Here is a 26364-nt window from a genome sequence, read left to right as displayed (position 1 = left end):
GAGGGGGCGCCCGGGCCGGAGCCCGGGCATGAGGTCAGGTCCCGATGCCGCCGAGGGCGAGGTACTTCACCTCAAGGTATTCCTCGATGCCAAGATTGCTGCCCTCACGGCCGAGGCCGCTCTGCTTCACGCCGCCGAAGGGCGCGACCTCGGTGCTGATCAGCCCCTCGTTGATGCCGACCATGCCGGCCTCCAGCGCCTCGGCCACGCGGAAGATGCGGCCGACGTCGCGGGCGTAGAAATAGGCGGCGAGGCCGAAGGGCGTGTCGTTGGCGAGCGCCACGGCCTCTTCCTCGGTCTTGAAGCGGAAGAGCGGTGCGACGGGGCCGAAGGTCTCCTCGGTGAAGATCATCGCCTCGTGCGGGACGTTGGCGAGGATCGTCGGCTCGAAGAAATTGCCGCCACGGGCGTGGCGCTTGCCGCCCGTCACCACCCTGGCGCCCTTCTGCAAGGCGTCGCCGATATGCTCCTCGACCTTCTTCACCGCGTCCTCGTTGATGAGCGGGCCTTGCGTCACGCCCGGCTCCATCCCGTCGCCGACCTTCAGCGCCTCGACGGCGGATTTCAGCTTCTCGGCGAAGGCGTCGTAGACGCCGTCCTGGACGAGGATGCGGTTGGCGCAGACGCAGGTCTGGCCGGTATTGCGGTACTTGCTGGCCATGGCGCCCTGGACGGCGGCGTCGAGGTCGGCGTCGTCGAAGACGATGAAGGGCGCGTTGCCGCCGAGCTCCATCGAGGTCTTCTTGATGGTCGGCGCGCATTGCTGGAGCAGGATGCGGCCGACATCGGTGGAGCCGGTGAAGGTCAGCTTGCGGACCAGCGGGTTGGAGGTCAGCTCCTTGCCGGTCTCGCCGGAAGGGCCGGTGATGACGTTGCAGACGCCGGGCGGCATGCCGGCGCGCTCGGCCAGCACGGCCAGCGCCAGGGCCGAGAAGGGCGTCTGCGAGGCGGGGCGGATGACGCCGGTGCAGCCGGCGGCCCAGCCAGGGCCGGTCTTGCGGGTGATCATCGCCGCCGGGAAGTTCCAGGGCGTGATGGCGGCGAAGACGCCGATCGGCTCCTTGGTGACGATGATCCGCCGTCCCTTGGCGTTCTGCGGGATGGTTTCGCCATAGACGCGCTTCGCCTCCTCGGCGAACCACTCGAGGAAGCTCGCGGCATAGGCGATCTCGCCCTTGCTCTCGCTGAGCGGCTTGCCCTGCTCGGCCGTCATGATGGCGGCGAGGTCGTCGGTGTTCTCGAGCATCAGGTCGAAGAGGCGGCGGAGGATGGCCGCCCGGTCCTTCGCCAGCATGGCGCGCCAGGCAGGCTGGGCGCGGTGCGCGGCCTCGATGGCGCGGCGGGTCTCGGCCGCCCCCAGGGCGGGGACATGGCCGACCACCTCGCCGGTCGAGGGGTTGCGGACGGCGATGGTCTTGCCGCTATCGGCCTGCACCCACTGGCCGTCGATGCAATTCGCCTGACGGAACAGTTCCGGGTCCTTCAGCGGCAGCTTGGCGAGGGTGTCGAGCATGGCGGGTTTCCTCCTGTGGGGCGAAGATAGGCACCCTCCCCGCCCATGTCACCGCATCCCCTGGCACCGCATCGGCCGGCATGGGCGGGAGGCCGCGCATCGCTGGCACATGACGGATGCGTGACCCCAACCGTTGGGTGACAATAGATCGCATACACGCCAAAATGACGGCATGCCCCGTCGACAGCGCAGCGACGGGCAGCATGTGTGACGGACGGAGGATGCCCGCGAAACCGGCGCGGCGTCGTCGCCAAGGGATGCCCACCGGACAGTGTCGAGCACATCACCCATCATGCCGCTGACCCCGTTCGGCCGATTGCATCACCCTTTCCCCGGCCGAGAGCCTCGTCCATGAGCCAGGCCGGCGATGCCCCCCTCGACCTGACCAGCTGCGACCGCGAGCCGATCCACCAGCTCGGCCAGGTGCAGCCCTGGGGCTTCCTGCTCTCGGCGACAACCGACGGCACGGTGCGGCACGCCTCGGCCAATGTGGCGGAGCACCTGAACCTTTCGCCGGAAGCGGTGGTCGGGCGGCGGCTGGACCAACTGCTCGACCGCAGCTCGCTGCACGATATCCGCGCACGGCTCCAGGGGCTGCAGGGGCAGCACCAGACCGACCGGCTGTTCTCCCTGCCGCTGATCGCGGGCAGGCCGCCCTATGACGTCGCCGTGCATTTCGCACCGGGCGACGCGCCGATCATGGTGATCGAGGCGGAGCCCTCGGCCGCCGAGCCGCGCTTCGACGCGGTGGGCACGGTGAAGGGCATGATGTCGCGCCTGCTGCGCGCCCGCGACCTCGCCGGCATGCATGACCGCGCGGCGCGGCAGGTGCGGGCGGTGCTCGGCTTCGACCGGGTGATGGTCTACCGCTTCGATGCGGACGGCACCGGCGAGGTTGTCGGCGAGTCGACGGCGGAGCGGCTGGACTCCTTTCGCAGCCTGCGCTTCCCCGCTTCCGACATCCCGAAGCAGGCGCGCGCCCTCTACTGCCGCAACTGGCTGCGGCTGATCGCCGATGTGGCGGCCGTGCCGGTGCCGGTGCTGCCCGCGCCGACGCCGGGCGAGAGGGTGCTCGACCTTTCCTCCTCGGCGCTGCGCAGCGTCTCGCAAGTGCATATCGAGTATCTGCGGAACATGGGCGTCACCGCCTCGCTCTCCATTTCCATCATGCGGGGGGACGAGCTCTGGGGGCTGATCGCCTGCCACCATGCGGAGCCGCTGCTGCCGAGCTTCCAGCGGCGCAGCGCTGCGGAGCTGTTCGGCCAGCTCTACTCGCTGCAGATCGAGAGCTTCGAGCGGATGCAGGCGGCGCAGCACGACGCCGAGGCGCGGGCGGCGCAGGAGCGGGTGCTCTCCGCCGTCTCCGCCGACGAGAAGATCGGCAACACGCTCCAGCGCGTCGCCGAGGAGATCCGGCTGCTGATCCCCTGCGACGGCGCCGCCATCCATACCGGGACGCATACCGAGACGATCGGCGTGACGCCGGACGAGGACGTGCTCGCCGGCATCGTCGCCATGCTGAACCGGACCGACACCTCGGGGATCTTCGCCACGCGGGAGATCGCCGTGCATTACCCGCCGGCGGCGGCGCAGGCGGAGGCGGCGGCTGGGATGCTCGCCATCCCCATCTCGCGGGCCTCGCGGGACTACCTCATCCTGTTCCGCCGCGAGATGATCCACAGCATCGCCTGGGCCGGCAACCCGGCAAAGGTGGCGGAGCGGGGCACCGACCGGCTGCATCCGCGCCGCAGCTTCGAGACCTGGCAGCAGGAGGTCCGGGGCCGCTCCGGGCCCTGGCTCGAGTCCGAGCGGCGGGTGGCGGAGGCGCTGCGCGTCACGCTGCTCGAAGTCGTGGTGCGGCTCTCGGCCGATGCCAACGACCAGCGGCGCAGCACCAGCGACCGGCAGGAGCTGCTGATCGCCGAGCTGAACCACCGCGTGCGCAACATCCTCGCGCTGATCCGCGCGCTGGTGCAGCGCAGCCGGGAATCGGCGGAGACGCTGGAAAGCTTCGTCACCGTGCTGAACGGGCGCATCCAGTCCCTCGCCCGGGCGCATGACCAGCTGACCGACGACCGCTGGGGGCCGGTGGCGCTGCGCGGGATGATCGAGAGCGAGTTCCACGCCTATCTCGGCGACCGCCAGCCGGAGCGGACGAAGCTCAACGGACCGCCGGTGCTGGTGGAGCCGCAGGCGCTGACCGTGCTCGCCCTCGTCATCCATGAGCTGGCGACCAACGCGGCGAAATACGGCGCGCTGTCGGACCGGCACGGCGCCGTCGATGTGCGCTGGGTGCTGCAGGCAGACAACACGCTGCTGCTGCAGTGGCGGGAGCGCGGCGGGCCGCCCGTCAACCCGCCCAACCGCCGCGGCTTCGGCACCACGGTGATCGAGCGCTCCATCCCCTTCGAGCTGCAGGGCCAGGCCGAGGTGCGCTACCTGCGGGACGGGCTGGAGGCGGATTTCACCATCCCCGCGCGCTTCGTCCAGATCGGCGTCGAAAGCCAGCAGACGGCGCCGGTGCTGCCGCGACGGACACAACCGCTGCGCGTCTGCGGCATCGCCATGGTGCTGGAGGACAGCACGCTGCTCGCCATGGATGCCGAGGAGATCCTGCTCGATCTCGGCTTCGACAAGGTCGAGGTGGTAGGGACGGTGCCCGCTGCCCTCGGGGTGATGAAGCGGCTCGGCCGGCAGCTCGCCTTCGCGCTGCTCGATGTCAATCTCGGCGACCAGACCAGCATGCCGGTGGCGCTGGCGCTGCACAAGGCGGGCATCCCCTTCGCCTTCGCCACCGGCTACGGCATGGGGCTCGACCTGCCGGCCGAGCTGGCCGAGGCGGCCTCGGTGGTGCCGAAGCCCTACCAGCGGCAGGACATCGCCGAGCTGGTGGGGCGGACGCTGGGCCGCGAGTAGCTACTCGACGGTCACGCTCTTTGCCAAGTTGCGGGGCTGGTCCACATCGGTGCCCTTCAGCACGGCGACGTGGTAGGCGAGGAGCTGGACGGGGATGGCGTAGAGGATCGGGGTCGCGAATTCGCCGATCCTCGGCAGGACGATCACCCGCTCGGCGAAGCGGCGGAGGGCCGCCTCCCCCTCCGCATCGGTGAAGGCCATGACGCGGCCGCCGCGGGCCGCGGCCTCCTGCAGGTTGCTCGCCGTCTTCTCGAACAGGGGTCCGCTCGGGCAGAGGGCGATGACCGGCACCTCGCTGTCGATGAGCGCGATCGGGCCGTGCTTCATCTCGCCGGCGGCATAGCCCTCGGCATGGATGTAGCTGATCTCCTTCAGCTTCAGCGCGCCTTCGAGGGCGATGGGGTACATCGCGCCGCGGCCGAGGAAGAGCACGTCGCGGGCCTTCGCCACCTCCACCGCCAATTCGCGGATCTGGGCGTCCTGCTCGAGGATGGCGGCGGCGTGGCTCGGCACCTCCAGCAGCGTCTGGGCGAGGCGGCCTTCGTCCAGTGTCGAAAGCTCGCGGCGGGCGCGGCCGAAGCCGATGGCGAGGCAGGCGAGCACGGCGAGCTGGGCGGTGAAGGCCTTGGTGGAGGCGACGCCGATCTCCGGCCCGGCGACGGTCAGCAGGGCGCCGTCGCTCTCGCGGGCCATGGAGGATTCGGGGACGTTCACCACCGAGAGGACGCGCTGGCCACCCTCCTTCAGCAGGCGCAGGGCGGCCATGTTGTCGGCCGTCTCGCCGGACTGGCTGACGAGGATGGCGGCCCCCGCCTCGGCCAGCGGCGGGTTGCGGTAGCGGAGCTCGCTGGCGACATCGGCATCGACGGGGAGGCGCGCAAGCTGCTCGATCCAGTAGCGGCCGACCATGCCGGCGAGGAAGGCGCTGCCGCAGGCGCTGATCGTCAGGCGGGTGATCTTCGCGGGATCGAAGGGCAGGCGCGGCAGGCGGACTTCCAGCGTCTTCGGGTCGAGGTACTGGCGGAGCGTATCGCCGAGCACGGCGGGGTGCTCGTGCAGCTCCTTCTCCATGAAGTGGCGGTAGTTGCCGCGGCCGACGGCGGCGCCGGAGACGGCGGTGACGGTGACGCGCCGCTCCACCGGGTTGTGCGCGGCGTCGAAGAAGCGTGCGCCCTCGCCATCGACGGCAACCCAGTCGCCTTCCTCGAGATAGGCGATGCGGCGGGTCAGCGGGGCGAGGGCCAGCGCGTCGGAGCCGACGAACATCTCGCCCTCGCCGAAGCCGACGGCGAGCGGCGCGCCCTGGCGCGCGGCGAGCAGCAGGCGCGGGTGGCCCGAGAAGATGGCGGCGAGGGCGAAGGCGCCGTGGACGCGACGCAGCGCGGCGGCGAAGGCGGCCTGGGGTTCGTGGCCTTGGCGCAGGAAGTCGTCGACCAGGCGGACGAAGGTCTCGGTGTCGGTCTCGGTCTCGAAGACGGCGCCCTTCGCTTCCAGCTCGGCGCGCAGCTCGGCATGGTTCTCGATGATGCCGTTATGCACGACGGAGACGCGGGCGGTGCTGTGGGGGTGGGCATTGCGCTCGGTCGGCGCGCCATGGGTGGCCCAGCGGGTATGGCCGATGCCGGTGGTGCCGGGGAGCGGGTCGCGGTCGAGGGCGCCTGCGAGGTTGCCGAGCTTCCCTTCGGCGCGGCGGCGCTCGATATGGCCGTTGACGAGCGTGGCGATCCCCGCGCTGTCATAGCCGCGGTATTCGAGGCGGCGGAGGGCTTCGAGGAGAAGCGGTGCCGCAGGGGCATTGCCGATGACGCCGACGATTCCGCACATGGCTAGCGCCCCTTCTTTCCCTTGAATCCGCGTCCTGGCTTCACCGCCTGGCGGCCGCGGGCGATGCCCATGGCGTCGTCCGGCACGTCCTCGGTGATGACGCTGCCGGCGGCGACCAGTGCGCGGTCGCCGATGCGGACGGGGGCGACGAGTGCGGTATCGCTGCCGATGAAGGCGCCGGCGCCGATCTCAGTACGGTGCTTGTTCACACCGTCATAGTTGCAGGTGATGGTGCCCGCGCCGATGTTGCTGCCCGCGCCCACCGTCGCATCGCCGAGATAGGAGAGGTGGTTGGCCTTGGCGCCGGGGCCGAGGAGCGCCGCCTTCAGCTCGACAAAATTGCCGACATGGGCGCCCTCCCCCACCTCGGTCCCGGGGCGCAGGCGGGCATAGGGGCCGATGATGGCGCCGCGCCGCACGGTGCAGGATTCGAGGTGGCTGAAGGGGCGGATCTCGGCCTCATCCTCCACCGTGACGCCGGGGCCGAAGACGACATGCGGGCCGATGGTGACGTCCTGGCCGAGGCGGGTGTCCCAGGCGAGGAAGACGGTCTCGGGGGCGGTGAGGGTCGCGCCGCCGGCCATGGCGGCGGCGCGGAGGCGGGACTGCATCCCGGCTTCCAGCAGGGCGAGCTCGGCGCGGCTGTTGGCGCCGGCGAGGTCGGCTTCGGCGGCTTCCTCGGCGAGGACGCGGTGGCCTTCGGCGACGGCGAGGGCCACGACATCGGGGAGGTAGTATTCGCCCTTGGCGTTCTCGGCGCGGATGGCGGCGAGCCAGCGGAAAAGGTCGGCGGCGGGGGCGCAGACGACGCCGGCATTGCAGAGGGGGATGGCACGCTCCGCCTCATCCGCATCGGCCCATTCGACGACGCGGAGGACGGCGCCGGCATCGTCGGTGACGACGCGGCCGTAGCGGGCGGGGTCGGCCGGGCGCATGGCAAGGAGGGCGAGGCCGGCCTCGGCGCGGCAGGCAAGGAGGCGGCGGAGGGTTTCGGTCGGGATCAGGGGGTTGTCGGCGTAGAGGACGGCGACGTCGCCGGGATAGTCGCGCAGCATGGGGGCGGCCTGGGCGGCGGCGTGGCCGGTGCCGAGGCGCTCGGCCTGGACGACCGTCGCATGGGGGCGGACGGCGGCTTCGAGGGCTGGCATGTCCGGCCCGACCACCACCACGATGCGGTCGAAGACCGGTTCGCAGGCGGCGATGAGGTGGTTGAGCATCGGCCGGCCGGCGACCGGGTGCAGCGCCTTGGGCAGCGCGCTCCGCATGCGGGTGCCGAGACCGGCGGCGAGGATGATGGCAGCGGGCATGGCATGGGGGTTAGTCGCGGAGGGTGGCCGGGGCAAGCCTCATGCGCGTCAAACTGGATTGCCGGATGTGACCGGGCGGGTAAGGGTGGGGCATGACCCCTCCCGTCGTCCTGTTCGACCTCGATGGCACGCTCGTGGACAGCGTGCCCGACATCCATGCCGCGCTCGACCGGCTGATGGTCCGGCTCGGCCGCCCGGCCTTCGCACGGGCCGAGGTGACGGAGATGATCGGCGACGGGGTGCGGGTGCTGGTGGAGCGGGCGCTGGCGGCGCGGGGCCTCGCCTTCGACCAGGCGGCGCTGGAGGGGTTCAGCGCCGACTACACGGCGCGGGCGGCGGAAGAAACGGCGCTCTTCCCAGGAATCGCCGAGGTCCTGGCGGGGCTGGAGGCGGCGGGGTGGCGGATGGCGATCTGCACTAACAAGCCGGCCAGGGCGACGGCGGCGCTGCTCGGGGCGCTTGGGATCGGCGGACGCTTCGCAGCAGTCGGGGGCGGCGACAGCTTCCCGGTGCGGAAGCCGGAGCCGGGGCACCTGCTGGCGACGCTGGAGGCGGCGGGGGGTGAGGTGTCGCACGCGGTGATGGTCGGCGACCACCGGAACGACGTGCTTGCGGCCAGGAGGGCGGGGGTGCCGTGCCTCTTCGCCGGATGGGGCTATGGAACGCCGGAAATGGCGGAGGGGGCGGCAGCGGTGATCGGCCGGCCCGAGGCGCTGCTACCGGCGCTGCTGGACCATCGTCTGGGCTGAGCCAGCCGGTTCCACGCTCACCAGCACGGCGCGGACGGTGCCGAACCAGCGGGTCGGCAGCTCGATGCGGACGGGCAGCGGGCCGCGGCCCGGAAGGGGCTGGCCGAACCAGATATCGGCGGTCTGCGGGCGGCGGGCCTCCTCCGGGTCCTGGTCGTCGAGGCGGCCGGCGATCAGCCGGCCCTCGAAGACGCATTTGAGGGCGGGGCCGCCGAAGCCGCCCTCTGCCGGCAACACGCCCTGGCCGGCGGTCTGCACCGCGTAGTCGGCGCGGCGGCGGCCGTCGAAGACCCGGGCGCCGGTGTCGCACCGGCCGGTGCGCGCCACCACGCGGGTGAGCTTGGCGAGGGCTGAGAGCGCATCGACGGTGCCGGCCTGGAGGGCGGCGGGGACGGGCTCGCGCTCGGTGTTCGGCGGCTCGATGGCCCGGAGGACGGGCATGCCGGCAGGCGTGTAGTCCATCGCCACCACGCGTGGGTCGCCGCGCCATGTGCCGTTGACGCGGTAGCGGACGGGCACCGGCTCCGTGCCGCGCCAGGCGCCCTCGGCGGAGGTCACCTGGTCGCCGCGAGCGAAGAAGCCGACCATGCCGTTCATCTGGGTGCGGGTGCGGACCAGGTAGTTCGGGCCGTCGATGTCGAGCAGGGCCTCGAGCTTCATCACGGTGAGGCCGGCGGCATGGACATCGTAGCGGGCGACGAGCGGTTCGGCCCGCGCGGCGGCGGGGAGCAGGGCAAGGCCGAGGGCGAGGGGCAGCATGCGTCCCATGCCGGAGGATATGGGCCGGCGCCCGTGCAGCTCAACCCTCCGGAAAGAGGCGGTTCGGCGGGCGGGGCAGGCCGAGATTCTCGCGCAGCGTCCGGCCCTCGTATTCGCGGCGGAAGAGGCCGCGGCGCTGCAGCTCCGGCACCACGCGGTCGACGAAGTCGTCGAGCCCGCCCGGCAGCCAGGGGAACATGATGTTGAAGCCGTCGGCGCCGCGGCCCTCCAGCCAGGCCTCCATCTCGTCGGCGATGGTCCGCGGCGTGCCAACCATGGCGAGGCCGGCATAGCCGCCGAGGCGCTGGGCGAGCTGGCGGACGGTGAGGCCCTCGCGCTCGGCGAGGGCGATGGTGCGCTCGCGGCCGCTCTTGCTGGCATTGGTGTCGGGGATGGGGGGCAGCGGGGCGTCTGGATTGAATTGGGACGCATCGGTGCCGAGGGCGATGGAGAGGGAGGCGATGGCGCTGTCGTAATGCACCAGGCTGTCGAGATGGGCGCGCTTCGCCCGCGCCTCCTCCACCGTGTCGCCGACCACAACGAAGCAGCCGGGGAGGAGCTTCAGGTGCTCTGGGTCGCGGCCGAGGGCGGGCATCCGACCCTTGATGTCGGCATAGAGGCGCTGACCGTCGGCGAGGGTGGCGACGCCCGCGAAGACGGCCTCGGCGGTCTCGGCGGCGACCTGCTTGCCGGCCTCGGAGGCGCCGGCCTGGACGATCACCGGCCAGCCCTGGACGGGGCGTGCGACGTTCAGCGGGCCGCGGACCTTGAACTCGGGGCCCACATGGTTGAGCGGCTTCACCCGGTCGGGGTCGAAGAAGATGCCGCTGTCCACGTCGCGGATCAACGCGTCGTCGGCCCAGCCGTCCCAGAGGCCGGTGACGACGTCGAAGAACTCGCGCGCCCGTTGGTAGCGCTCGCCATGGGCCATGTGCTCGTCCTGGCCGAAGTTGAGCGCCGCGTCGGGGTTGGAGGTGGTGACGAGGTTCCACCCTGCCCTGCCGCCGCTGATGTGGTCGAGCGAGGCGAATTTGCGGGCGATGTGGTAGGGCTCGTTATAGGTCGTCGAGGCGGTGGCGATGAGGCCGATATGCTCCGTCACCGCGGCCAGCGCCGGCAGCAGGGTCAGCGGGTCGAAGCTGCTGACGGTATGGCTGCGCTTCAGCGCCTCGACCGGCATGTTGAGCAGCGCCAGGTGGTCCGCCATGAAGAAGGCGTCGAACCGGCCGCGCTCCAGCGTCTGGATGAAGCGCTTGTAGTGCCCGAAGTTGAAGTTGGCGTCGGGGAAGGCGCCGGGATAGCGCCAGGCGCCGGTATGGATGCTGACCGGGCGCATGAAGGCGCCTAGCTTCAATTGCCGCTGGCTCATCGCGGAAGCCCTTCGCTGTTGCGGTGGAGGTGCGAATGGCCAAGCCTCGACGCAAGGCCGGATGGGGGCGGCTCGCCATGCTGAAACTGCTGGGCAGGTCCAACGCCTACAACGTGCGGAAGGTGCTGTGGCTGCTGGGGGAGTTGGGCCTCGGCTTCGAGCAGGAGGAATGGGGGCGCGGGCACCGCGCGACGGAGGACCCGGCCTTCCTCGTGCTCAATCCGCTCGGCACGGTGCCCGTGCTTGTGGACGGCGAGGTGGTGCTGCGGGAGTCGCATGTGATCCTGCGCTACCTCGCGGCGCGGGAGGGCGCCACGCATCTGCTGCCGGAGGCGCCCGCCGCTCGCGCCCGGGTCGAGCATTGGATGGACTGGGTCGCCTACGACATGACGCTGGCGATGAAGGGGGCCTATCTCGGGGGCGAGTTGGGGCTGGCGCCCTGGAGCGCACCCTGGGCGGTGGAGCGCGGGCGGATGGAATATGCGCAGGGGATGCGGCGGGTCGCGGCGGCGCTGGAGGCGGGCGGCCCCTACCTGGTTGGGGAGGCTTTCACGCTGGCGGACATCCCGGCGGGCTTCCTGGTGCATCGGTGGTTTGCGATGAAGGACATCGAGCGGCCGGCGATGCCGGCGCTCGACGCCTATTACGGGCGGCTTTCGGAGCGTGCGCCTTACCGGACGCATGTCAGGAACGGGCTGGCCTGACCATTTCCACCAATCAAATTAGTTAAAATTTTACATATAACTAAAAATAAAAGTTTTTCTTTGACAGGCGTGATCGGATCGGGTCAGCTTCCGGTCCGGCTAGGCTGCGGCCTGCTGCGCATCCCACCGGAGCGGAACCCGACCGATGCCCATCGCGTGCTGAAATCCGTGCCGCAATCCGATCTCGCCGCGGTCGACCCGATCTGGTCCTCGGCTTCCGTCGCGCGCAACCACGGGCTGATGGTCTTCGGCATGCTCCACGGGATGGATGCGCAGCCCCGCATGCAGCCGCAGGTGCCGGAGGGGCAGCGGCGCAGCAGCGCTGGGATCCAGCGCCAGGCCTTCGGTGACCTGCCCCATGGTCCAACCAGGCAGCGCAGGCCGCGCTGCGTGCATCGGCGGACGCCGACGGGCTTCGCCATCTTCCGAGGAGTGCGACGTGCCTGATCTCTCGCGCCGCGCGGCGTTGCTCGCTGCCCTCGCCCCGCTCGCGGCACAGGCGCAGCCGGGGAGCTTCCCGGATCATCCGGTGCGGCTCGTCGTGCCCTTCACTCCGGCGGGGCAGACCGACCTCATCTCCCGGCTGGTCGCGCAGCGGCTGGCGGAGGACTGGGGCAAGCCGGTGCTGGTCGAGAACCGCGCAGGCGGCAATGCGATGATCGGCGCCGATGCGGTGGCGAAGGCAGCGCCGGACGGGCATACGCTGCTCGCCATCACCCTCACCCATGCGGTGAATGCCTCGCTCTTCCCGCAGGCGCCGTATGACTTCACGCGCGACCTGAAGACGCTGACCTTGCTCGGCGCGCTGCCGCTGGTGGTCGTCGTGCGGGCGGAGAGCCCGTGGCGGACGCTCGGCGAGCTGGCGGCGGCGGCGCGGGGGCGGCGGCTGAACGGCGGCTCCTCCGGCACCGGCTCGCCGCCGCATCTGGGGCTCGAGATGTTCCGCCGCGCGGCGGCGGCGGCGGAGCGGCTGGAGCACGTCCCCTATCGCGGCGGGGCGCCGGCGGTGACGGACCTCGTCGCCGGCAATCTCGACATGATCGTGGGCAACCTGCCGGAGGTCATCGCGCAGGTGCAGGCGGGGCGGCTGCGGGCGCTGGCCGTGACGGATGCGGCGCGGCACCCGCTGCTGCCGGATGTGCCGACCACCGCCGAGGCGGGGCTGCCGGCACTGCGCATCACCAGCTGGACGGCGATCCAGGCGCCGGCCGGGGTTGCGGAGCCGCTGGCAGAAGCGATCGCGGCGGCGATCCGCCGGGCGCTGACCGACCCGGCGGTGGCGCGGAAGGCAGGGGAGCTTGGCTTCAGCCTGATCGGCGCCGACATGGCGGAGTCCCGGCGCTTCGTCGCGGCCGAGGTGGCGCGCTACGCGGCGGTGGTGGCAGAGGCCGGCATCAGAGCCGAGTGAGTCCCGCCGCATAAGCTCTTGCCAGCGGCGGGCGATGCCCCTATCAACCGCCTCCCAAGCGGTCCGGGTGCGTAGCTCAGCGGTAGAGCATTGCCTTCACACGGCAAGGGTCACAGGTTCAATCCCTGTCGCACCCACCATCGCCCGCCCTGGCAGCCCCCCTTTCATTTCAGATCGGTTCACGGCGCTGATGCGCCGGCATAATAACCGCGGTATCCTTGAACGTCTTGCCAGCCTGACGGGAGAGAGGGGAATGTCCATCGCACGGGTGCCGTTGCCGCATCCGATGCGGCCTGACGTCATGGCGGCGGCGCCGGCATGACGCTGTCCACCCGCATCCTCCTGGTCATCGCCATCTGCCTGCTGCCGATCGTCGCCCTCCAGGGGGCGTTCAGCTGGTCGCAATGGTCGCAGCGCAAGGCGCAGCTCGACACCGTCGCCATCCGGCAGGCGGAGCTGCTGGGCGGCACCATCTCCGGCATCGCCGAGGGGGCGCGCATCCTGCTCGGCGCCGCGGCGGAGTACCGGCAGGTGCGCATCTTCGGGGCGGACTGCAATGCACGGCTCTCGGCCCTCCGCCAGTACGCCTTCGGCTATGCCTTCATCGCGCTGGTCGACGAGACAGGGCGCGTCCGCTGCGCCTCGGACCCGGCCCTGCTCGGCCTGGCGGAGCCGCCGGCCTGGGCGGAGGAGGCGCGGGCGGCCCGCACCTTCACCGCCGGGCACTTCACCCGCCTGCCGCAGGTGCCGGGCGGCGTGCTGCCCTTCTTCCTGCCGGCCGCCGGGCCGGGTGATGCCCATCCGACGGTGCTGGTCGCCGCCCTCGACCTCGACTGGCTGGCCCGCAACCTTTCCGGGCTGAAGCGGAGCAGCGCCGCGCTGCTGACGAATGGCGTGCTCACCATCGCCGATGCGAATGGCGTGATCCTGGCGCGCGACCAGCGGCACGAGGAGTTCGTCGGCGCCCGCTTCCCGCCCGCCGCGCTGGCCTTGCTGGGGGAAACGCGGCCGGGCACGCTGCGCATCCGCAGCATCGACGGCACCAACCGGCTGGTCGGCTTCGTGCCGCCGACGGCGGCGAGCCACAACCTCGCCGCCGTGGTCGGCTTCGCCGAGGCGGAGCTGATGGCGGATGTCGAGCGGAGCCTGCTGCAAAGCGCCTTGATGGTAGCGTCCGTGGCGCTCGTCGTCTTCCTGATGACGCGGCTGGTGGCGCGGCGCTTCATCGAGGCGCCGACGCGGGCCTTGCTTGCCGTGGCGCATCGCTGGGGCCAGGGCGAGCTGGCGGCGCGGGCGCCGGAGCGCGACCGGCGCTCCGAATTCGGCAAGATCGCCGCGGCCTGGAATGCCATGGCGGCGCAGCTCCAGCGGCGCGAGGAGGAGCTGCGGCACCATGCCGATGCGCTGGAAGCGCGGGTCGAGGAGCGGACGCGGGAGCTGATGCGGACCAACGACCGGCTCAGCACCGAGATCGAGGAGCGGCGCCAGGCCGAGGCGGCGCTGCTCCAGGCGCAGAAGGTCCAGGCGGTGGGCCAGCTGGCGGGCGGCATCGCGCATGACTTCAACAACGTGCTCCAGGCGGTGCTCGGCGGCACCAGCCTGATCCGCCGGCGGGCGGAGGACCCGGCCGCCATCCGCCGCCTCACCGACATGGTGGAGGAGGCGGCGCGTCGTGGCGAGGCGGTGACGCGGCGGCTGCTCGCCTTCTCCCGGCGGGAGGAGCTGCGGGCCGTGCCGCTCGATCTCGGGCAACTGCTGGCCGATCTGCGGGACGTGCTGGCGGCGACGCTCGGCGGGCGCATCCGCGTGGTGGCGGAGGCGGCACCGGGCCTGCCCCCGGTGCTGGCCGACCGCAGCCAGTTCGAGACGGTTCTGCTCAACCTTGCCACCAATGCGCGGGACGCCATGCCGGATGGCGGCACGCTGACGCTGCGGGCCGCGGCTGCCGCCATCGGGCCGGAAAGCGGCGCCAACGGGCTGGCAGCGGGCGACTACGTCCATCTGCTGGTGGAGGATACCGGCGAGGGGATGGACCAGGCGACGCTCGCCCATGCCACCGAGCCCTTCTTCACCACCAAGCCGCTCGGCCAGGGCACCGGGCTCGGTCTCGCCATGGCGAACAGCTTCGCCCAGGGCTCGCGCGGGGCGCTGGCGATCGAGAGCGAGGCGGGGCGGGGCACGCGCGTCTCGCTCTGGCTGCCGGTGACACGGGCGGAGACGGTGGTGGAGCGGGTGGAGATGGCTGGCGCGGCCGGGGGTCCCTCCCCCGTCCAGGCTGGGCACCGGCCGCGGGTGCTGCTGGTGGATGACGAGCCGCTGGTGCGCCGGCTGCTGGCCGGCGAACTGGCCGATGCGGGCTATGAGGTGGTGGAGGCGGCGGATGGGGCGCTGGCACTCGGCCAGCTGTCGCGGGGCGAGTCCTTCCAGCTGCTCGTCACCGACCTGGCGATGCCGGGGATCGACGGCGTCAGCCTGATCAAGGAGGCGCAGGAGCGCCATCCCGGCCTCCCAGCGATCCTGGTGACGGGCTATGCCGGGGACGCGGCCAACCTGGCGGTGGGCGCGGTGGTCGGCGGGCCCTTCGCACTGATGCGGAAGCCGGTCTCCGGGGCGCGGCTGCTCGACCAGATGGCGGCGCTGCTTTCCGGGACGCGGCTGCCGGCCAGGGTGGGGTGAGGGGCCGGCCGCCCGCGCCGGACGCTATCGCAGCGAGGCGCAGCCCTGGCGGACATGGGCCATCTCCTGCGCGGTGAGGCTGGCGCCCTGCTGGAAGCGGAAGACGGCGTCGCTGCACCGCCGATCGATCGGCAGCGGCACGCGGACGGGGTGGCGCGCCGTCGCGGCGACGGCCACGGGCGGCGTCTCGGGCGGCAACGCCCCGGGCGGCGGCGGCGGCACAGGCTCGACCAGCGCGACCGGGCGGGGCTCGGCCAGTATCACCGGGCGAGGCTCGGCCAGTGCGACCGCGCGGGGCTCAGGTAGCGTCGGAGTGGCGACTTCCCGGGGGGCGGGCTCCTCCGGCGCGCGGACGGCCTCGGCGACGACGCCGAAGCCGGTGCCCGGGCTGGGCAATGCGGCAACCGGCTCCTGCGGCATCAGCAGCGCGGTGACGAAGCCGAGGCCGAAGATGCCGAGCACACCGCAGCCGACCATCCCGGCGCGCAGCACCCGCGCCGCGGGCGGCAGCATGCGGGGGCGCCAGACACGGGGGCCCGGGGCGGGCTCCGGCAGCAGTCCGTCCAGCGCCTCCCAGGTCACGCTGGCCTGCAGGATGCGGCGCAGCACGCCGACCCAACGGCCGCGATCGGCGATGGTCAGCACCTGGTCGTAGGCGAAGGCATCCTCGATCCGCGCATGCAGGCTGCCGAGTTCCTCCGGCGTGACCTCGCATTGGATGACCGGCAGGTAGCCGCGGCATTGGGCGGAGAAGTCGACGGCGTTCAGCAGGCGGCGAAGATGCGCCTCGGCCTGTGGGGTGCGCATGGGCAGCAGGTCGACCAGGGCGACGCCGATCTCGGCATGGGCGAGGACGAAGCAGCCGCCGCCGACCGTCCCGGAGGCGGCACCCCTCGCCTCGCCGGCGCGGCAACGGCCGATCAGCACCCAGTCGGGCGGCAGCGCGGCCTCGAAGGCGGGCTGGAAATCGAGCAGCTTGGGCTGCATCACCGCGGAGCCATCCGTCGCGGGCAAGGCAGCGCCTTCGGCCGGTCCATCTGGGCGCACAGCAACCTCTCAGGCATGGGCAGGGCTGCCACGAAGGCGGCCCGCGCCAAGTGTCTAGGGGCGGAGACGGTGGCACGGAAGGCGAATAAACCCTCTTCGCCAAAGCGTGTAGCAAGCCCGCGCCCCAGGGCGGGAGGCATGTCGGCAAAAGGGCCGCTGGTCAAGCATTCAAGGCGTTGCGGCTTGTCCTTCCCGGCTCACTCCATGCCGGTATCGATCGATTGATGAATATACCCCGTTCTTCCGGAAAAACACCTCTTGCCGGGCGCCGACGATCGTCGCCATGGTCTACGCCATGAGGGCAGGAACACGACACAGCGCATTGATGCACTGGCGGTGCGCGTTTCTCAACATATGCGCGATATTGGGCGCCCTTTATACCGTCGTGCGCGAAGGCTGGGACCTCAATGCTGATGGGGTGATGAGCCTGCAGGAGTTGGCGCTGATCTTCGTCCGGTTGCTGGCCTTTCCGGTGCATGTGCTGATGCAGCTGATGCCGGCCTCGCTGCTCGGGCTGTTCGGCCTGCCGCCGGATGCGCCCTGGCCTTCCTCCGCCCTGCTTGCCGTCGGGCTGAGCCTGCCGCTCTGGGGCATCTTCGTCATCGGCGGACTGATGGTGGAGGCCTGGATGGAGCTGTCGGCGGAGGGTGCCGACAAGGGACAGGGGCCGGTGCGGGGAATGCCGCGGGTCTAGGGCTTCCCCGCAAGGCCGCCTCGCGGCCTTGCGGAGTCTCCGGTTTGTCGCGCAATGCCCGGGGCCTGGGCTTGAGGCTTGGCATAGCCTTCCGCGGCAACGGCGCCGAAGGGCACCGGTCGCCGCCCTCAGCGGGGCGGCGGCGCCTCGGGCCTGTCTCCATGCGGGCCGCGGTGGTGGCGCGGGCGGAGCGGCAGCTCGTCCATGGTGATGCCGTTGTCGCCATTGGCATCCATGGCGCGGAAGCGGGCCTCGGCCAGCGGGCGGACCTCGTCGAGCGCCACCCGGCCGTCGCGGTTGGCGTCCGCGGCGCGGAACATCATCGCCACCATGCGGGCCTGCATCGGGCCCATCTCGCGCGGCGGGGGCGGCGGTGCGCCTGCGGCGGTGGGCGGCGGCATCAGCCGGGCGGAGGTCGCCTCCTCCAGCGCCAGGGCCCCGTCCTTGTTGCGGTCGGCCTCGGCGAAGCGGGCCTGGAGGAAGGACCAGCCTTCGTCCTGCGTGATGCGGCCGTCGCCATTGGCGTCAATGCGGGCGAACATGCCGGCGGGGCCGCGGGGCCCGCCCGGGGACTGGGGCGCGGGCTGGGCGAGGGCCGGCAGGGCGACGGCGGCCAGCGCGGTCCCCAGCAGTGCCGAACGGATCGTCCTCATGGGTGCTCCTTCAAGCCGTATGTGGCCCGCAGGAGCTTCGCCGCGCCCTGTAACCCGCGCATGACGGCCGCGGTGAGGAAAGGTATCATTTGCGGCCGGGCGTGCCATCTTCGCCCAGATCCCACCACATTCCGGCGAAGGCGAGCAGGCCCTCGCGCGCCGGGGCGATCAGCAGGTGCTCGTCCGGCCCGTGCTGCTTGCAGCCGTTGTAGCTGTGCGGCACCCAGACCAGCGGCACGCCGAGATGATCAACGAAGACATCGCCCGGCAGGCCGCCCGAGCTGTTGGGGATGATCTGCACCGCCTTGCCGAGGCTGCGTTCCATGCTCGACTGCGCCCAGCGGACCCAGGGGTGGTCGGGCGCGGTGCGGCTGGCGGCCATGCGGATGCCGGCATTCTCGATCCGCACCTGCTGCAGGCCATGGGCGTCGAGATGGTAGCGCAGCGCGGCCTCGAAGCCGGCGGTATCCGAATCCACGGTGTAGCGGATCTGGCAATGGGCGCGGGCGTCGGGGGCGACGGCGTTGACCGGGTTCTCCGGCCGGCCGCTGAGCATCGAGAGGACGATCAGGCTGTTCCAGCCATAGATCTTCTCGGCGGGCGTCAGGTCGGGCTCGCCCCAGCCCTCGTCGATGGTCGCCGCCCCCTCCCCGCCGCCGACCGGGCAGCCCGCCAGCACGCCGCGCACCGTGGCGGGGACGCCGTTGCGGGGCAGCCAGTCGCGCACCAGGATCTTGCCGTTGCGGTCCATGACGGTGGAGAGCGCATGGGCCAGGATGATCGCCGGGTCGGTGGTCAGCCCGCCCCAATGGCCGGAATGCACGCCGCCCTCGCGCAGCCTGACGACGAGATCGAAGTGGTAGGTGCCGCGGGTGCCGGTGGCGATGGTCGGCACGAGGGGATCGACGCGCGGGCCGTCGGAAGCGATCAGCGCATCGGCGGCCAGCGCCTCGGCATGCGCCGCGACGAATTCGCGCAGGCCCTTGCTGCCGCGCTCCTCGGCCATCTCCAGCACCAGCTTCACGTTGAAGCCGAGGCGGCCGCCGCGTTCGGCGAGCACCGCCTCCAGCGCGGCCAGGTTGAGGGCGTGCTGCCCCTTGTTGTCGGCGGTGCCGCGGCCGTACCAGCGGTCTCCCTCTTCGGTCAGGCCCCAGGGGGCAAGGCCCGGGCGCCACTGGTCCTCCAGGCCGCGGACGGTGTCGCCATGGCCGTAGAGGAGGATTGTCGGGCGCGAGGGGTCCTCGATCCGCTCGGCGGTGAGGATGGGGCCGAAGCCGGGGAGCGGGTTCGGATGGATGGTGGCGGCGAAACCCATGCGCTCCAGCCAGGGGCGGATGGCCTCGGCGAGATAGGTCTCAAGAGCCGCTTCGGCGCCGGGTTCCTGCGAGGTGGAGGGGTACTCCACCAGCCGGGCCAGCAGAGACCGGAAGCCGCCCTCGTCGAAGAAGCGGGCCGCGCGGGTCAGGGCGCCGTCACGAGAAGGCATGGCAGGTCCTCGGCAAGGATCGGGGCAGGGTCGGGGCGCAGTGTGGCTGAGTATGCAGGCTTCGGACAGATTCCTCCGTCGGGCTGACAACATGGCAGCCGCCGTGCCGATCCTGAAACATGCCGAATTTCTCGCCTAAATCGCCGAAGCGCCTAGCGACGTGCTTGCCAGAGGAGGAAGGGCGCCAGGTCCGGCAGGCGGCGGGGCTCCGTCAGCGGGCCGGTGAGGCGGAGCGCGATCTCGGGTGCCTCGGCGACGGGGCGGGTGGCGAGGCGGAGGTCGAGGGCGCTGCGGGCGAGGTCGATCGCCCCGCTTGCCGTGGCGGCGCCGCCGCCTTCGGTGGCGAGGCTGGCGCCGGCGAGGGTGATGCGCCCCTCGGTGAGGGCGGCCTTGGCGTCCAACCGCTCGAAGGCGGTGGCGCCGCCGGCGAGGGCAGCGCGGAGAGCCCCCTGGTCGGGGACTGGCGAGGCCAGGCTGGCTTGCAGCGCGGCGAGGTCCGCGCCGACCAGCACGCCGTCCTGCATGGCGAGCGCAAGGTTGCCGCCGAGCGTCGCGGTCAGCGCCGCGGCGCTGTGGCCGGTGGCATGCAAGGCGGCCTCGGCCGTCATCCGGCCGGCGCCGATGTCGAGGGGGAGGCCGAAGAGCGGCTCGCCGATCGTGGCGCCCTCGATCCTGGCCTCGAGGGCGAGGCGGGGCGGGCCCGCCAGGCCCTCCGCCAACAGGCTGCCCCGGAGCGTGCCGCCGGCGAGCCGCGCCTGCACGCCGTCGAGGCGGAGGGTGCCGGACTCCAGCTTCAGCGCGCCGGAGAAGGCTTCCAGCGGGGTCCAGCCGAGGGGTTCGAGCCGGCCGGCCTCCACCGCGAGGTCAGCGTCGAGCAGGCCGAGGCGGTCGAAGCCGAGGGGCGCGGCGCCGCGCAGCGCGGGCGTCGGCAGGGGCAGGCGTTCGGCGGCGAGGCGGCCGGTGAGGCGGGGGCGCGGCCTGGCCAGGGCCAGGGCGAGCTGGCTGCGCAGGCGGAGCGTGCCGGCGACGAGGTCCAGGCGGTCGGCGGTGAGCGTGGGTGTGGCGCCGAGCTGGCCGGCGAGGCTCGCGATCAGCGAGAAGGACCCCTCCCCCAGCCAGTCTGCCACATCCAGGCCGAGCAGCGGGGCAAGGAGGCGCGGGGCACCGGGATGGCGCAGGGTCAGCGTGCCGGCGCCACGGCGGATGCGGGTATCGAGCGTCGCCGCGGCCTCGATGCGAAGGCTGCCGACATCGCCCTCGGCCCTGAGCGCCACCGCCTCGGGCGCGCCGCCGCCGGAGAGGCGCAGCCCGATGGGCTGGGCGAGCAGCGGCGCCCAGCCGGGCGGCAGCAGCGGCGCCAGGACGGTGGCGTTGGGGCCGCTCGCTTCCAGCGTCACCTCGGAGGCGCGTGGGGCAGGCGTCAGCTGGGCGGCGCCGGAAGCGGCGAGGTCCAGATCGCCGAGGCGGAAGGCAAGGCGGCGGAGGGCGAGCCTGCCGTCCTCGATGGTGGCGTCGAGGGTGGCGCGCTCGGCGGCGAATTGGTCGAGGGTCAGGCGGTCGGCGGCGAGGCGGAGATTGAGGTCGATGCCGCCGAGATGGCCGGCCCCGGGGAACAGGCCGCCGAGGTCGAGCCGGTCGAGGGTGAGGCCGAGTCCGACCTGGGGCCGGGCGCCGCCGAGGCGGAGCGAGCCGGCGCCGGTGACGCGGGTCTCGTCCACGGTCGCCGTGATGTCGGAGAGGGTGGCCTGCCCGTTCTCCAGGGCAAGGCGGAGGCGGCCTTCGGCGGAATGGAGGCGGGCCGGGTCGGTGCCGGCGAGCGGCAGGCCGAGGGCGGTCAGCGTCTCGCGCAGCGCCCGTCCGGAGAAGCGGAGGGCGAGTTCCATGCGCGGGCCGGCGGTGGCGCCGGCGACGTCCAGCTCCATCTCGCCGGGTAGCAGGGCAGAAACGTCGGAAAGGGTAAGGCGGTCGCCTTCGAGGAAGAAGCCGCCGCGCAGCCGCCGCAGCGGGATGCCGCCGAAGCCCGTCGCCTCGGCCGAGAGGTCGATGCTGACCGGAATGGGCAAAGCGCGGGCACTGCCGCGGGTCTGGCGGAGGGCGGCAAACCAGGCATCGAGGTCGAGCCGGCCGGCGGCGAGGGCGACGTCGAGACGGGATTCGGGCGCGAGTCGGAGGGTGGCGGCGCCGCGGGCGGGCTGGCCGGCGAGGTCGATCGAAAGGTCGTCGGCGGCGAAGAGGTCGGCGGCGACGGTGAGGCGGCCAGTAGCGCGGAAGGCGCCGGGCGGGGCCGGCAGCAGTAGGGAAAGGTCGGGGCCGGCGGCATCCATCCGTCCGTCGAAACCGTCCGGGGCGAGAACCCCACGGGCGACGAGCGTCGAGCCGGCCAGGGCGAGCGAGAGGTCGAGCGGGGCGACGCCGTCGAAGCCGGCGCGGCCGAGCTGGCCGGCGAAGCGGATGGCATAGCCGCGCCAGGCGAGTGTGCCTTCCGCGCTCAGCGCCTCCGCGGCGGCGCCGGTCCGGAGCCGGGCGTTCAGCGCCTCGAACTGCAGGCCGCCGAGCTTCAGGCGGCAATCCTCGAGGCGCGCATCGAGGGCGGAGAGCCAGGTCGGCGGGCGCAGGCCCGGCAGGGCCGTGGGTGGCCAGGGCATGGCGATCTCGCCGCCGACGAGCGCGATCTCGCGCGGCTCCAGATGGCCGGCGAGGAGGGCGCCGAGATCGAGGCGGAGGCGCATGGCGCGCGCCGTGATGGTCAGCCCGTCATCGTTGGAGCCGATGGCGACGGCGGCGGCCTCGACGCGGGGCTGGGGCAGCAGCGTCAGGGTAATGCGGCCGCCGAGCGTCACCGGGCGGCCGAGCCGGGTGCTGGCGATCTCGGCGAGGCGCGCGCGGTAGGGCTCCCAGTCCAGCAGGCGGGGGCCGATCCAGAGCGCGGCGCCGAGCAGCGCCAGCAGCGGCAGCAGGATGGCCGCGAGGCGGCGCATCAGGCGGCGGGCGGACCCCAGCCGCCGCCGCCCGGCGTCTCCACCACCAACGCGTCGCCGATGGCGAGGTCGGCGCTGCCGCTGTTGCCGGGGATGGGCTCGATGCGGCCATCGGCGCGCTCGACCCATTGCCGGCCGGGGAAGCCGTCGGCGCCGCCCATCATCCCGTGCGGCGCGACGTTGCGGCGGGAGGCGACGACGATGGCCTGCATCGGGCGGAGGAAGCGGATGCGCCGCCGGGCACCATCGCCGCCGCGCCACTGGCCCGCACCGCCGGAGCCGCGGCGGATGGCGAACTCCTCCAGCCGCACGGGGTAGCGGAGTTCCAGGATCTCCGGGTCGGTCATGCGGGTGTTGGTCATATGGGTCTGCACCGGGCCCCAGCCGTCGAATCCAGGGCCGGCACCGACGCCGCCGCAGACCGTTTCATAATACTGATAGAGATCGTCACCGAAAATCACGTTGTTCATGGTGGCCTGGGCGGAGGCGCAGGCGCCCAGCGCCGCGAGCAGGGCGTTGCAGGTCATCTGGCTGACCTCCGTATTGCCGGCGACGACGGCGGCGCCTCCTCCTTCACCATGGGGCAGCGGCGAGAGGAAGGTGCCGGCGGGGACGACGATCTCCAGAGGCTTGAGGCAGCCGTCGTTCAGCGGGATCTCCTCGCCGACCAGGGCGCGGAAGCAATAGAGTACCACGGCACGGCAGACGGCGGCGGGGGCGTTGAAATTCGACGGGCGCTGCGGGCCGGTGCCGGTGAAGTCGATCACGGCGCGGCGCCGCTCGCGGTCGACGCGGACGGCGACGACGAGGGGAGTGCCATCATCGGTGGTGGTGCGGAACTCGCCGTCCTGGAGCCTCGCCAGGACGCGGCGGACGCTCTCCTCCGCATTGTCCATGACGTGGCGCATATAGGCGCGGACGGTGTCCAGGCCCTGCTCGCGGACGGCGCGGCGGAGTTCCTGCACGCCCTTCTCGTTGGCGGCGACCTGGGCCTTGATGTCGGCGACGTTCACGTCGGGGCTGCGCGCCGGGTATTTCGCCGAGGTGAGCAGGGCGCGGAATTCGGCCTCGCGGAAGCGGCCCTGCTCCACTAGGAGGAAGTCGTCGATGACGACGCCCTCTTCCTCCAGCGTGCGGGAGAGCGGCGGGGTGGAGCCGGGGGTGAGGCCGCCGATGTCGGCGTGGTGGCCACGGCTGCCGAGGAAGAAGAGGATCTCCTTGCCCGCATCGTCGAAGACGGGGGTGATGACGGTGACGTCCGGCAGGTGGGTGCCGCCGTTATAGGGGTTGTTCAGCGCCACCACGTCGCCGGGGCGGAGCGTCCTGCCGCGCTGGCGGATGACGGTGCGGACGCTTTCGCCCATGGCACCGAGATGGACAGGGACGTGGGGGGCGTTCGCCACCAGCCCGCCGGTCGCGTCGAAGATGGCGCAGGAGAAGTCCAGCCGCTCCTTGATGTTCACGCTGAGCGAGGTGTTCTGCAGGACGGCGCCGGTCTGCTCGGCGATGGACATGAAGAGGTTGTTGAACAGCTCCAGCATCACCGGGTCGGGGCGGCCGGTCGCCTCGGTATGCGTCGCCTCGCGCGGGGTGGTGCGGCGGAGGATGAGGTGGTTGAGGGGCGTCACCTCGGCGGTCCAGCCGGGCTCGACCACTGTCGTGGCATTGGCCTCGCGGATCAGCGCCGGGCCGGGCAAGCGGTCGCCGGCAAGGAGGGCTTCGCGGTCGTAGACGGGGGCGGCGTGCTCGGCGCCGGCGGCGAAGAGGGGAACGGTGTCGAGGAGCGGGGTGGCGTCACCCGGCGGGCGGGTCGGAAGCTTCGCCTCCTCGACCGATTCGCCGGCGGCCGTCACCTCGGCGATGCAGGCCTCGACGACGATCTGGCGCTCGGGCGTGGCAAAGCCGAAGCGGACTCGATGGGCGGCGGTGAAGGCTTCGACCAGCGCGGCGTGCTCGCCGAAGGGGATGGGAAGGAAGCTGTCGGTGCCGGCGTAGCGCAAATGCAGGCGGCGGGCGGCGGCGATGCGGCCGGCCTCGGCGCCCTGACGGAGGAGTTCGGCGCGGCCTTCCCCTGCGAGGCGGTCGAGGGTTTCGGCGAGGCCCGTCATCGAGTCCGGCGAGAGCGGGGCTTCGACGGCGGCCTCGCGGATCACCGTCTGGTCGGCGAGGCCCATGCCATAGGCGGAGAGCACGCCAGCGAAGGGGTGGATGAAGACGGTTTCCATCCCAAGCTCGTCGGCGACGAGGCAGGCATGCTGGCCGCCGGCCCCGCCGAAGCATTGCAGGGCGTGGCGGGTGACGTCGTGGCCCTTCTGGATGGAAACCTGCTTGATCGCGTTCGCCATGTTGGCGACGGCGACGCGGAGGAAGCCTTCCGCGACCGCGCGGGGCTCGGGCGCCTCGCCGGTGGCGGCGGCGATCTCGGCGGCCAGCGCGGTGAACTTCTCCCGCACCACATCGGCGTCGAGGGGCTGGTCGGCATCGGGGCCGAAGATCGGCGGGAAGTGGCGCGGCTGGATCTTGCCGACCATCACATTGGCATCGGTCACGGTGAGCGGGCCGCCGCGGCGGTAGCAGGCGGGGCCGGGCACGGCGCCGGCGCTCTCGGGACCGACGCGGTAGCGGGCGCCGTCGAAGGCGAGGACGGAGCCGCCGCCGGCCGCCACCGTGTTGATCGCCATCATCGGCGCGCGCATCCGCACGCCGGCGACCAGCGTCTCGAAGGCGCGCTCGAACTCGCCGGCATAAAGTGCGACATCGGTGGAGGTGCCGCCCATGTCGAAGCCGATGATGCGGTCGAGGCCCGCCATGCCGGCGGTGCGCGCGGCGCCGACGATGCCGCCGGCGGGGCCTGAGAGGATCGCGTCCTTGCCCTGGAAATGCCCGGCCTCGGTGAGGCCGCCATTCGACTGCATGAAGTAGAGGCGGACGCCGGGGAGTTCGCCGGAAACCTGTTCCACGTAGCGGCGGAGGATGGGGGAAAGGTAGGCATCGACCACGGTGGTGTCGCCGCGGGGGACGATGCGGGGCAACGGGCTGGCCTGGTGGCTGAGCGAGACCTGGGAGAAGCCGGTTTCGCGCGCGATCTCGCCGAGGCGAAGCTCGTGGGCGGGATGCGCCCAGGCATGCATCAGCACGACGGCGACGGCGCGGATGCCCTCGGCATAGGCAGCTTCGAGGGCGAGGCGGGCGGCGGCCTCGTCGAGCGGTTCCAGTTCCTCGCCCGAGACTGCGATGCGGCCGCCGATCTCGGCGACCCGCTCGTGCAGCAGGTCGGGGAGTTTCACTGCGAGGTCGAAGAGGCGGGGGCGGGCCTGGTTGCCGATGCGCAGCATGTCTGCGAAGCCGCGGTTGACCAGCAGCAGGACGCGCTCGCCCTTGCGTTCCAGCAGGGCGTTGGTGGCGACCGTCGTGCCCATCTTCACCGCCTCGATCATCCCCGGCGGCATGGCGGCATCGGCGGCAAGGCCCACCTCCCGCGCCAGGATCTGGCGGATGCCGGCGACGGCCGCGTCGCGGTATCGGCCGGGATTCTCGGAAAGCAGCTTCGCCGTGGTCAGGCGGCCGGCGGGGTCGCGGGCGACGATGTCGGTGAAGGTGCCGCCGCGATCGATCCAGAACTGCCAGCCTGCGTCCATGATCGCCTCCGTTCGCGCCGTGATGGCGCCCCCTCGCCCGACGCGCAAGGCCGCCGCCGCCTCGTTGACGATTTATCGATATTTTGTCAATGTCTCACGCATGGCCGAGCCCCGCCCCGTCGTCTCCTCCGCACACCTGGCCGCCGGCGCCTCGCCTGGCCTGTCCGAGGTCGAGTACGGGCTGATCCTCGCCGGGCATGCCTTCCAGCGCTGGATGGTGCTGTGCGCCGCGGCGGCGGGGGCGGCGGGGCTGTCGCCGGTCGAGGTGCTGATCCTGCACACGGTGCACCATCGCGGGCGAGCGAAGCGGCAGGCGGAGATCCTGCTCGCGCTTGGCATCGAGGATGCGCATATCGCCACCTATGCCATCCGCAAGCTCGATGCGGCGGGGTTGGTGGCGACGAGCCGGCAGGGCAAGGAGAAGCTGGTCTCGGCGACGCCGGCGGGGGCAGCCTTCTGCGCGCACTATGCCGAGGTCAGGGAAAGGCTGCTGGCCGGAGCGGTGCGCGACAGCGGGCCGCCGGCGGCGGCGCTTTCGGAGCTGGCGGGGCTGCTGCGCGCCCTGTCGGGCTTCTACGACCAGGCCTCGCGGGCGGCGGCGACGCTGTAGCGCGGGCGGCTTGGCCTCCCGCCCTTAGGCCGG

18 protein-coding genes and 1 tRNA gene are annotated in these 26364 nt (G+C 72.1%); 9 read left to right on the top strand and 10 right to left on the bottom strand.

Going from position 1 to position 26364, the window contains the following annotated elements; genetic code table 11:
• Positions 1-34: 34 nt before the first annotated feature.
• Positions 35-1513, bottom strand: coding sequence for an NADP-dependent succinate-semialdehyde dehydrogenase (gene gabD, locus LH62_RS14375; protein WP_043362321.1), 1479 nt, complete (start codon positions 1511-1513; stop codon positions 35-37).
• 351 nt (positions 1514-1864) lie between these two features.
• Here gabD and LH62_RS14370 point away from each other — a divergent pair, with 351 nt between their 5' ends.
• Positions 1865-4429, top strand: a complete 2565-nt coding sequence (locus tag LH62_RS14370) for an HWE histidine kinase domain-containing protein (protein WP_043362319.1) — start codon at positions 1865-1867, stop codon at positions 4427-4429.
• Here the strand turns inward: LH62_RS14370 and glmS are convergent, their stop codons facing one another.
• Positions 4430-6253: a glutamine--fructose-6-phosphate transaminase (isomerizing) gene (glmS, locus tag LH62_RS14365; protein WP_043362318.1), complete on the bottom strand. Its 1824-nt coding sequence runs from the start codon at positions 6251-6253 to the stop codon at positions 4430-4432.
• A 2-nt stretch (positions 6254-6255) separates the two neighbouring features.
• Entirely contained in the window at positions 6256-7560 is a 1305-nt protein-coding gene (glmU, locus tag LH62_RS14360) for a bifunctional UDP-N-acetylglucosamine diphosphorylase/glucosamine-1-phosphate N-acetyltransferase GlmU (RefSeq protein ID WP_052214473.1), read from the bottom strand.
• A gap of 92 nt (positions 7561-7652) precedes the next feature.
• Here glmU and gph point away from each other — a divergent pair, with 92 nt between their 5' ends.
• Positions 7653-8309: a phosphoglycolate phosphatase gene (gene gph, locus LH62_RS14355; RefSeq protein ID WP_043362313.1), complete on the top strand. Its 657-nt coding sequence runs from the start codon at positions 7653-7655 to the stop codon at positions 8307-8309.
• Here the strand turns inward: gph and LH62_RS14350 are convergent.
• Complete coding sequence (locus tag LH62_RS14350; protein ID WP_052214471.1) at positions 8277-9068, bottom strand: DUF3108 domain-containing protein; 792 nt, start codon at positions 9066-9068, stop codon at positions 8277-8279. The two genes, gph and LH62_RS14350, sit on opposite strands and share 33 nt — an antisense overlap.
• A 40-nt stretch (positions 9069-9108) precedes the next feature.
• Positions 9109-10404 (bottom strand): LLM class flavin-dependent oxidoreductase, encoded by a 1296-nt coding sequence (locus tag LH62_RS14345; RefSeq protein ID WP_236552552.1) that lies wholly within the window; start codon positions 10402-10404, stop codon positions 9109-9111.
• A 68-nt stretch (positions 10405-10472) separates the two neighbouring features.
• Here LH62_RS14345 and LH62_RS14340 point away from each other — a divergent pair, with 68 nt between their 5' ends.
• From LH62_RS14340 to LH62_RS28430, 5 genes are all read left to right on the top strand, one after another.
• Positions 10473-11141: a glutathione S-transferase family protein gene (locus tag LH62_RS14340; RefSeq protein ID WP_201445503.1), complete on the top strand. Its 669-nt coding sequence runs from the start codon at positions 10473-10475 to the stop codon at positions 11139-11141.
• 69 nt (positions 11142-11210) lie between these two features.
• Entirely contained in the window at positions 11211-11588 is a 378-nt protein-coding gene (locus LH62_RS31155; protein WP_043362308.1) for a hypothetical protein, read from the top strand.
• On the top strand, positions 11581-12549 hold the full coding sequence (locus LH62_RS14330; RefSeq protein ID WP_043362305.1) for a tripartite tricarboxylate transporter substrate-binding protein: 969 nt from the start codon (positions 11581-11583) through the stop codon (positions 12547-12549). Before LH62_RS31155 ends, LH62_RS14330 begins: the two co-directional genes overlap by 8 nt.
• Positions 12550-12614: 65 nt before the next feature.
• Positions 12615-12689 (top strand) — tRNA-Val (locus LH62_RS14325).
• A gap of 178 nt (positions 12690-12867) precedes the next feature.
• Entirely contained in the window at positions 12868-15225 is a 2358-nt protein-coding gene (locus LH62_RS28430; RefSeq protein ID WP_052214468.1) for an ATP-binding protein, read from the top strand.
• A 24-nt stretch (positions 15226-15249) separates the two neighbouring features.
• Here LH62_RS28430 and LH62_RS14315 read toward each other — a convergent pair whose 3' ends face one another.
• Entirely contained in the window at positions 15250-16212 is a 963-nt protein-coding gene (locus LH62_RS14315) for a hypothetical protein (RefSeq protein ID WP_043362301.1), read from the bottom strand.
• A 481-nt stretch (positions 16213-16693) separates the two neighbouring features.
• On the opposite strand from LH62_RS14315, the gene LH62_RS14310 reads away from it, so the two are divergent.
• Positions 16694-16966 (top strand): hypothetical protein, encoded by a 273-nt coding sequence (locus tag LH62_RS14310; protein WP_144404491.1) that lies wholly within the window; start codon positions 16694-16696, stop codon positions 16964-16966.
• Positions 16967-17094: 128 nt separating this feature from the next.
• On the opposite strand, the gene LH62_RS14305 is transcribed toward LH62_RS14310, so the two are convergent.
• The 4 genes from LH62_RS14305 to LH62_RS14290 all read right to left on the bottom strand — a co-directional run bounded on the left by LH62_RS14305 (position 17095) and on the right by LH62_RS14290 (position 25721).
• Positions 17095-17619, bottom strand: coding sequence for an EF-hand domain-containing protein (locus LH62_RS14305; protein WP_043362296.1), 525 nt, complete (start codon positions 17617-17619; stop codon positions 17095-17097).
• An 85-nt stretch (positions 17620-17704) separates the two neighbouring features.
• On the bottom strand, positions 17705-19105 hold the full coding sequence (locus LH62_RS14300; protein WP_043362294.1) for a M20/M25/M40 family metallo-hydrolase: 1401 nt from the start codon (positions 19103-19105) through the stop codon (positions 17705-17707).
• Between the two features lie 152 nt (positions 19106-19257).
• Positions 19258-22083 carry an AsmA family protein gene (locus LH62_RS14295; protein WP_043362292.1) on the bottom strand — a complete coding sequence of 942 codons (2826 nt, stop codon included), beginning with the start codon at positions 22081-22083 and terminating at the stop codon, positions 19258-19260.
• Entirely contained in the window at positions 22083-25721 is a 3639-nt protein-coding gene (locus LH62_RS14290) for a hydantoinase B/oxoprolinase family protein (protein WP_043362289.1), read from the bottom strand. The genes LH62_RS14295 and LH62_RS14290 overlap by 1 nt, the downstream gene beginning before the upstream one ends.
• Positions 25722-25821: 100 nt before the next feature.
• Here LH62_RS14290 and LH62_RS14285 point away from each other — a divergent pair, with 100 nt between their 5' ends.
• A complete protein-coding gene (locus LH62_RS14285; RefSeq protein ID WP_236552551.1) occupies positions 25822-26331 on the top strand; it encodes a winged helix DNA-binding protein in 510 nt (169 codons plus the stop codon).
• Positions 26332-26364: the final 33 nt, after the last annotated feature.

Origin of the sequence: Belnapia sp. F-4-1, from assembly GCF_000802185.1 — a bacterium.
Taxonomy (GTDB): Bacteria; Pseudomonadota; Alphaproteobacteria; order Acetobacterales; family Acetobacteraceae; genus Belnapia.
Note: the sequence above shows the minus strand (reverse complement) of the source record. Positions and strands in the feature narration are given on the sequence as shown.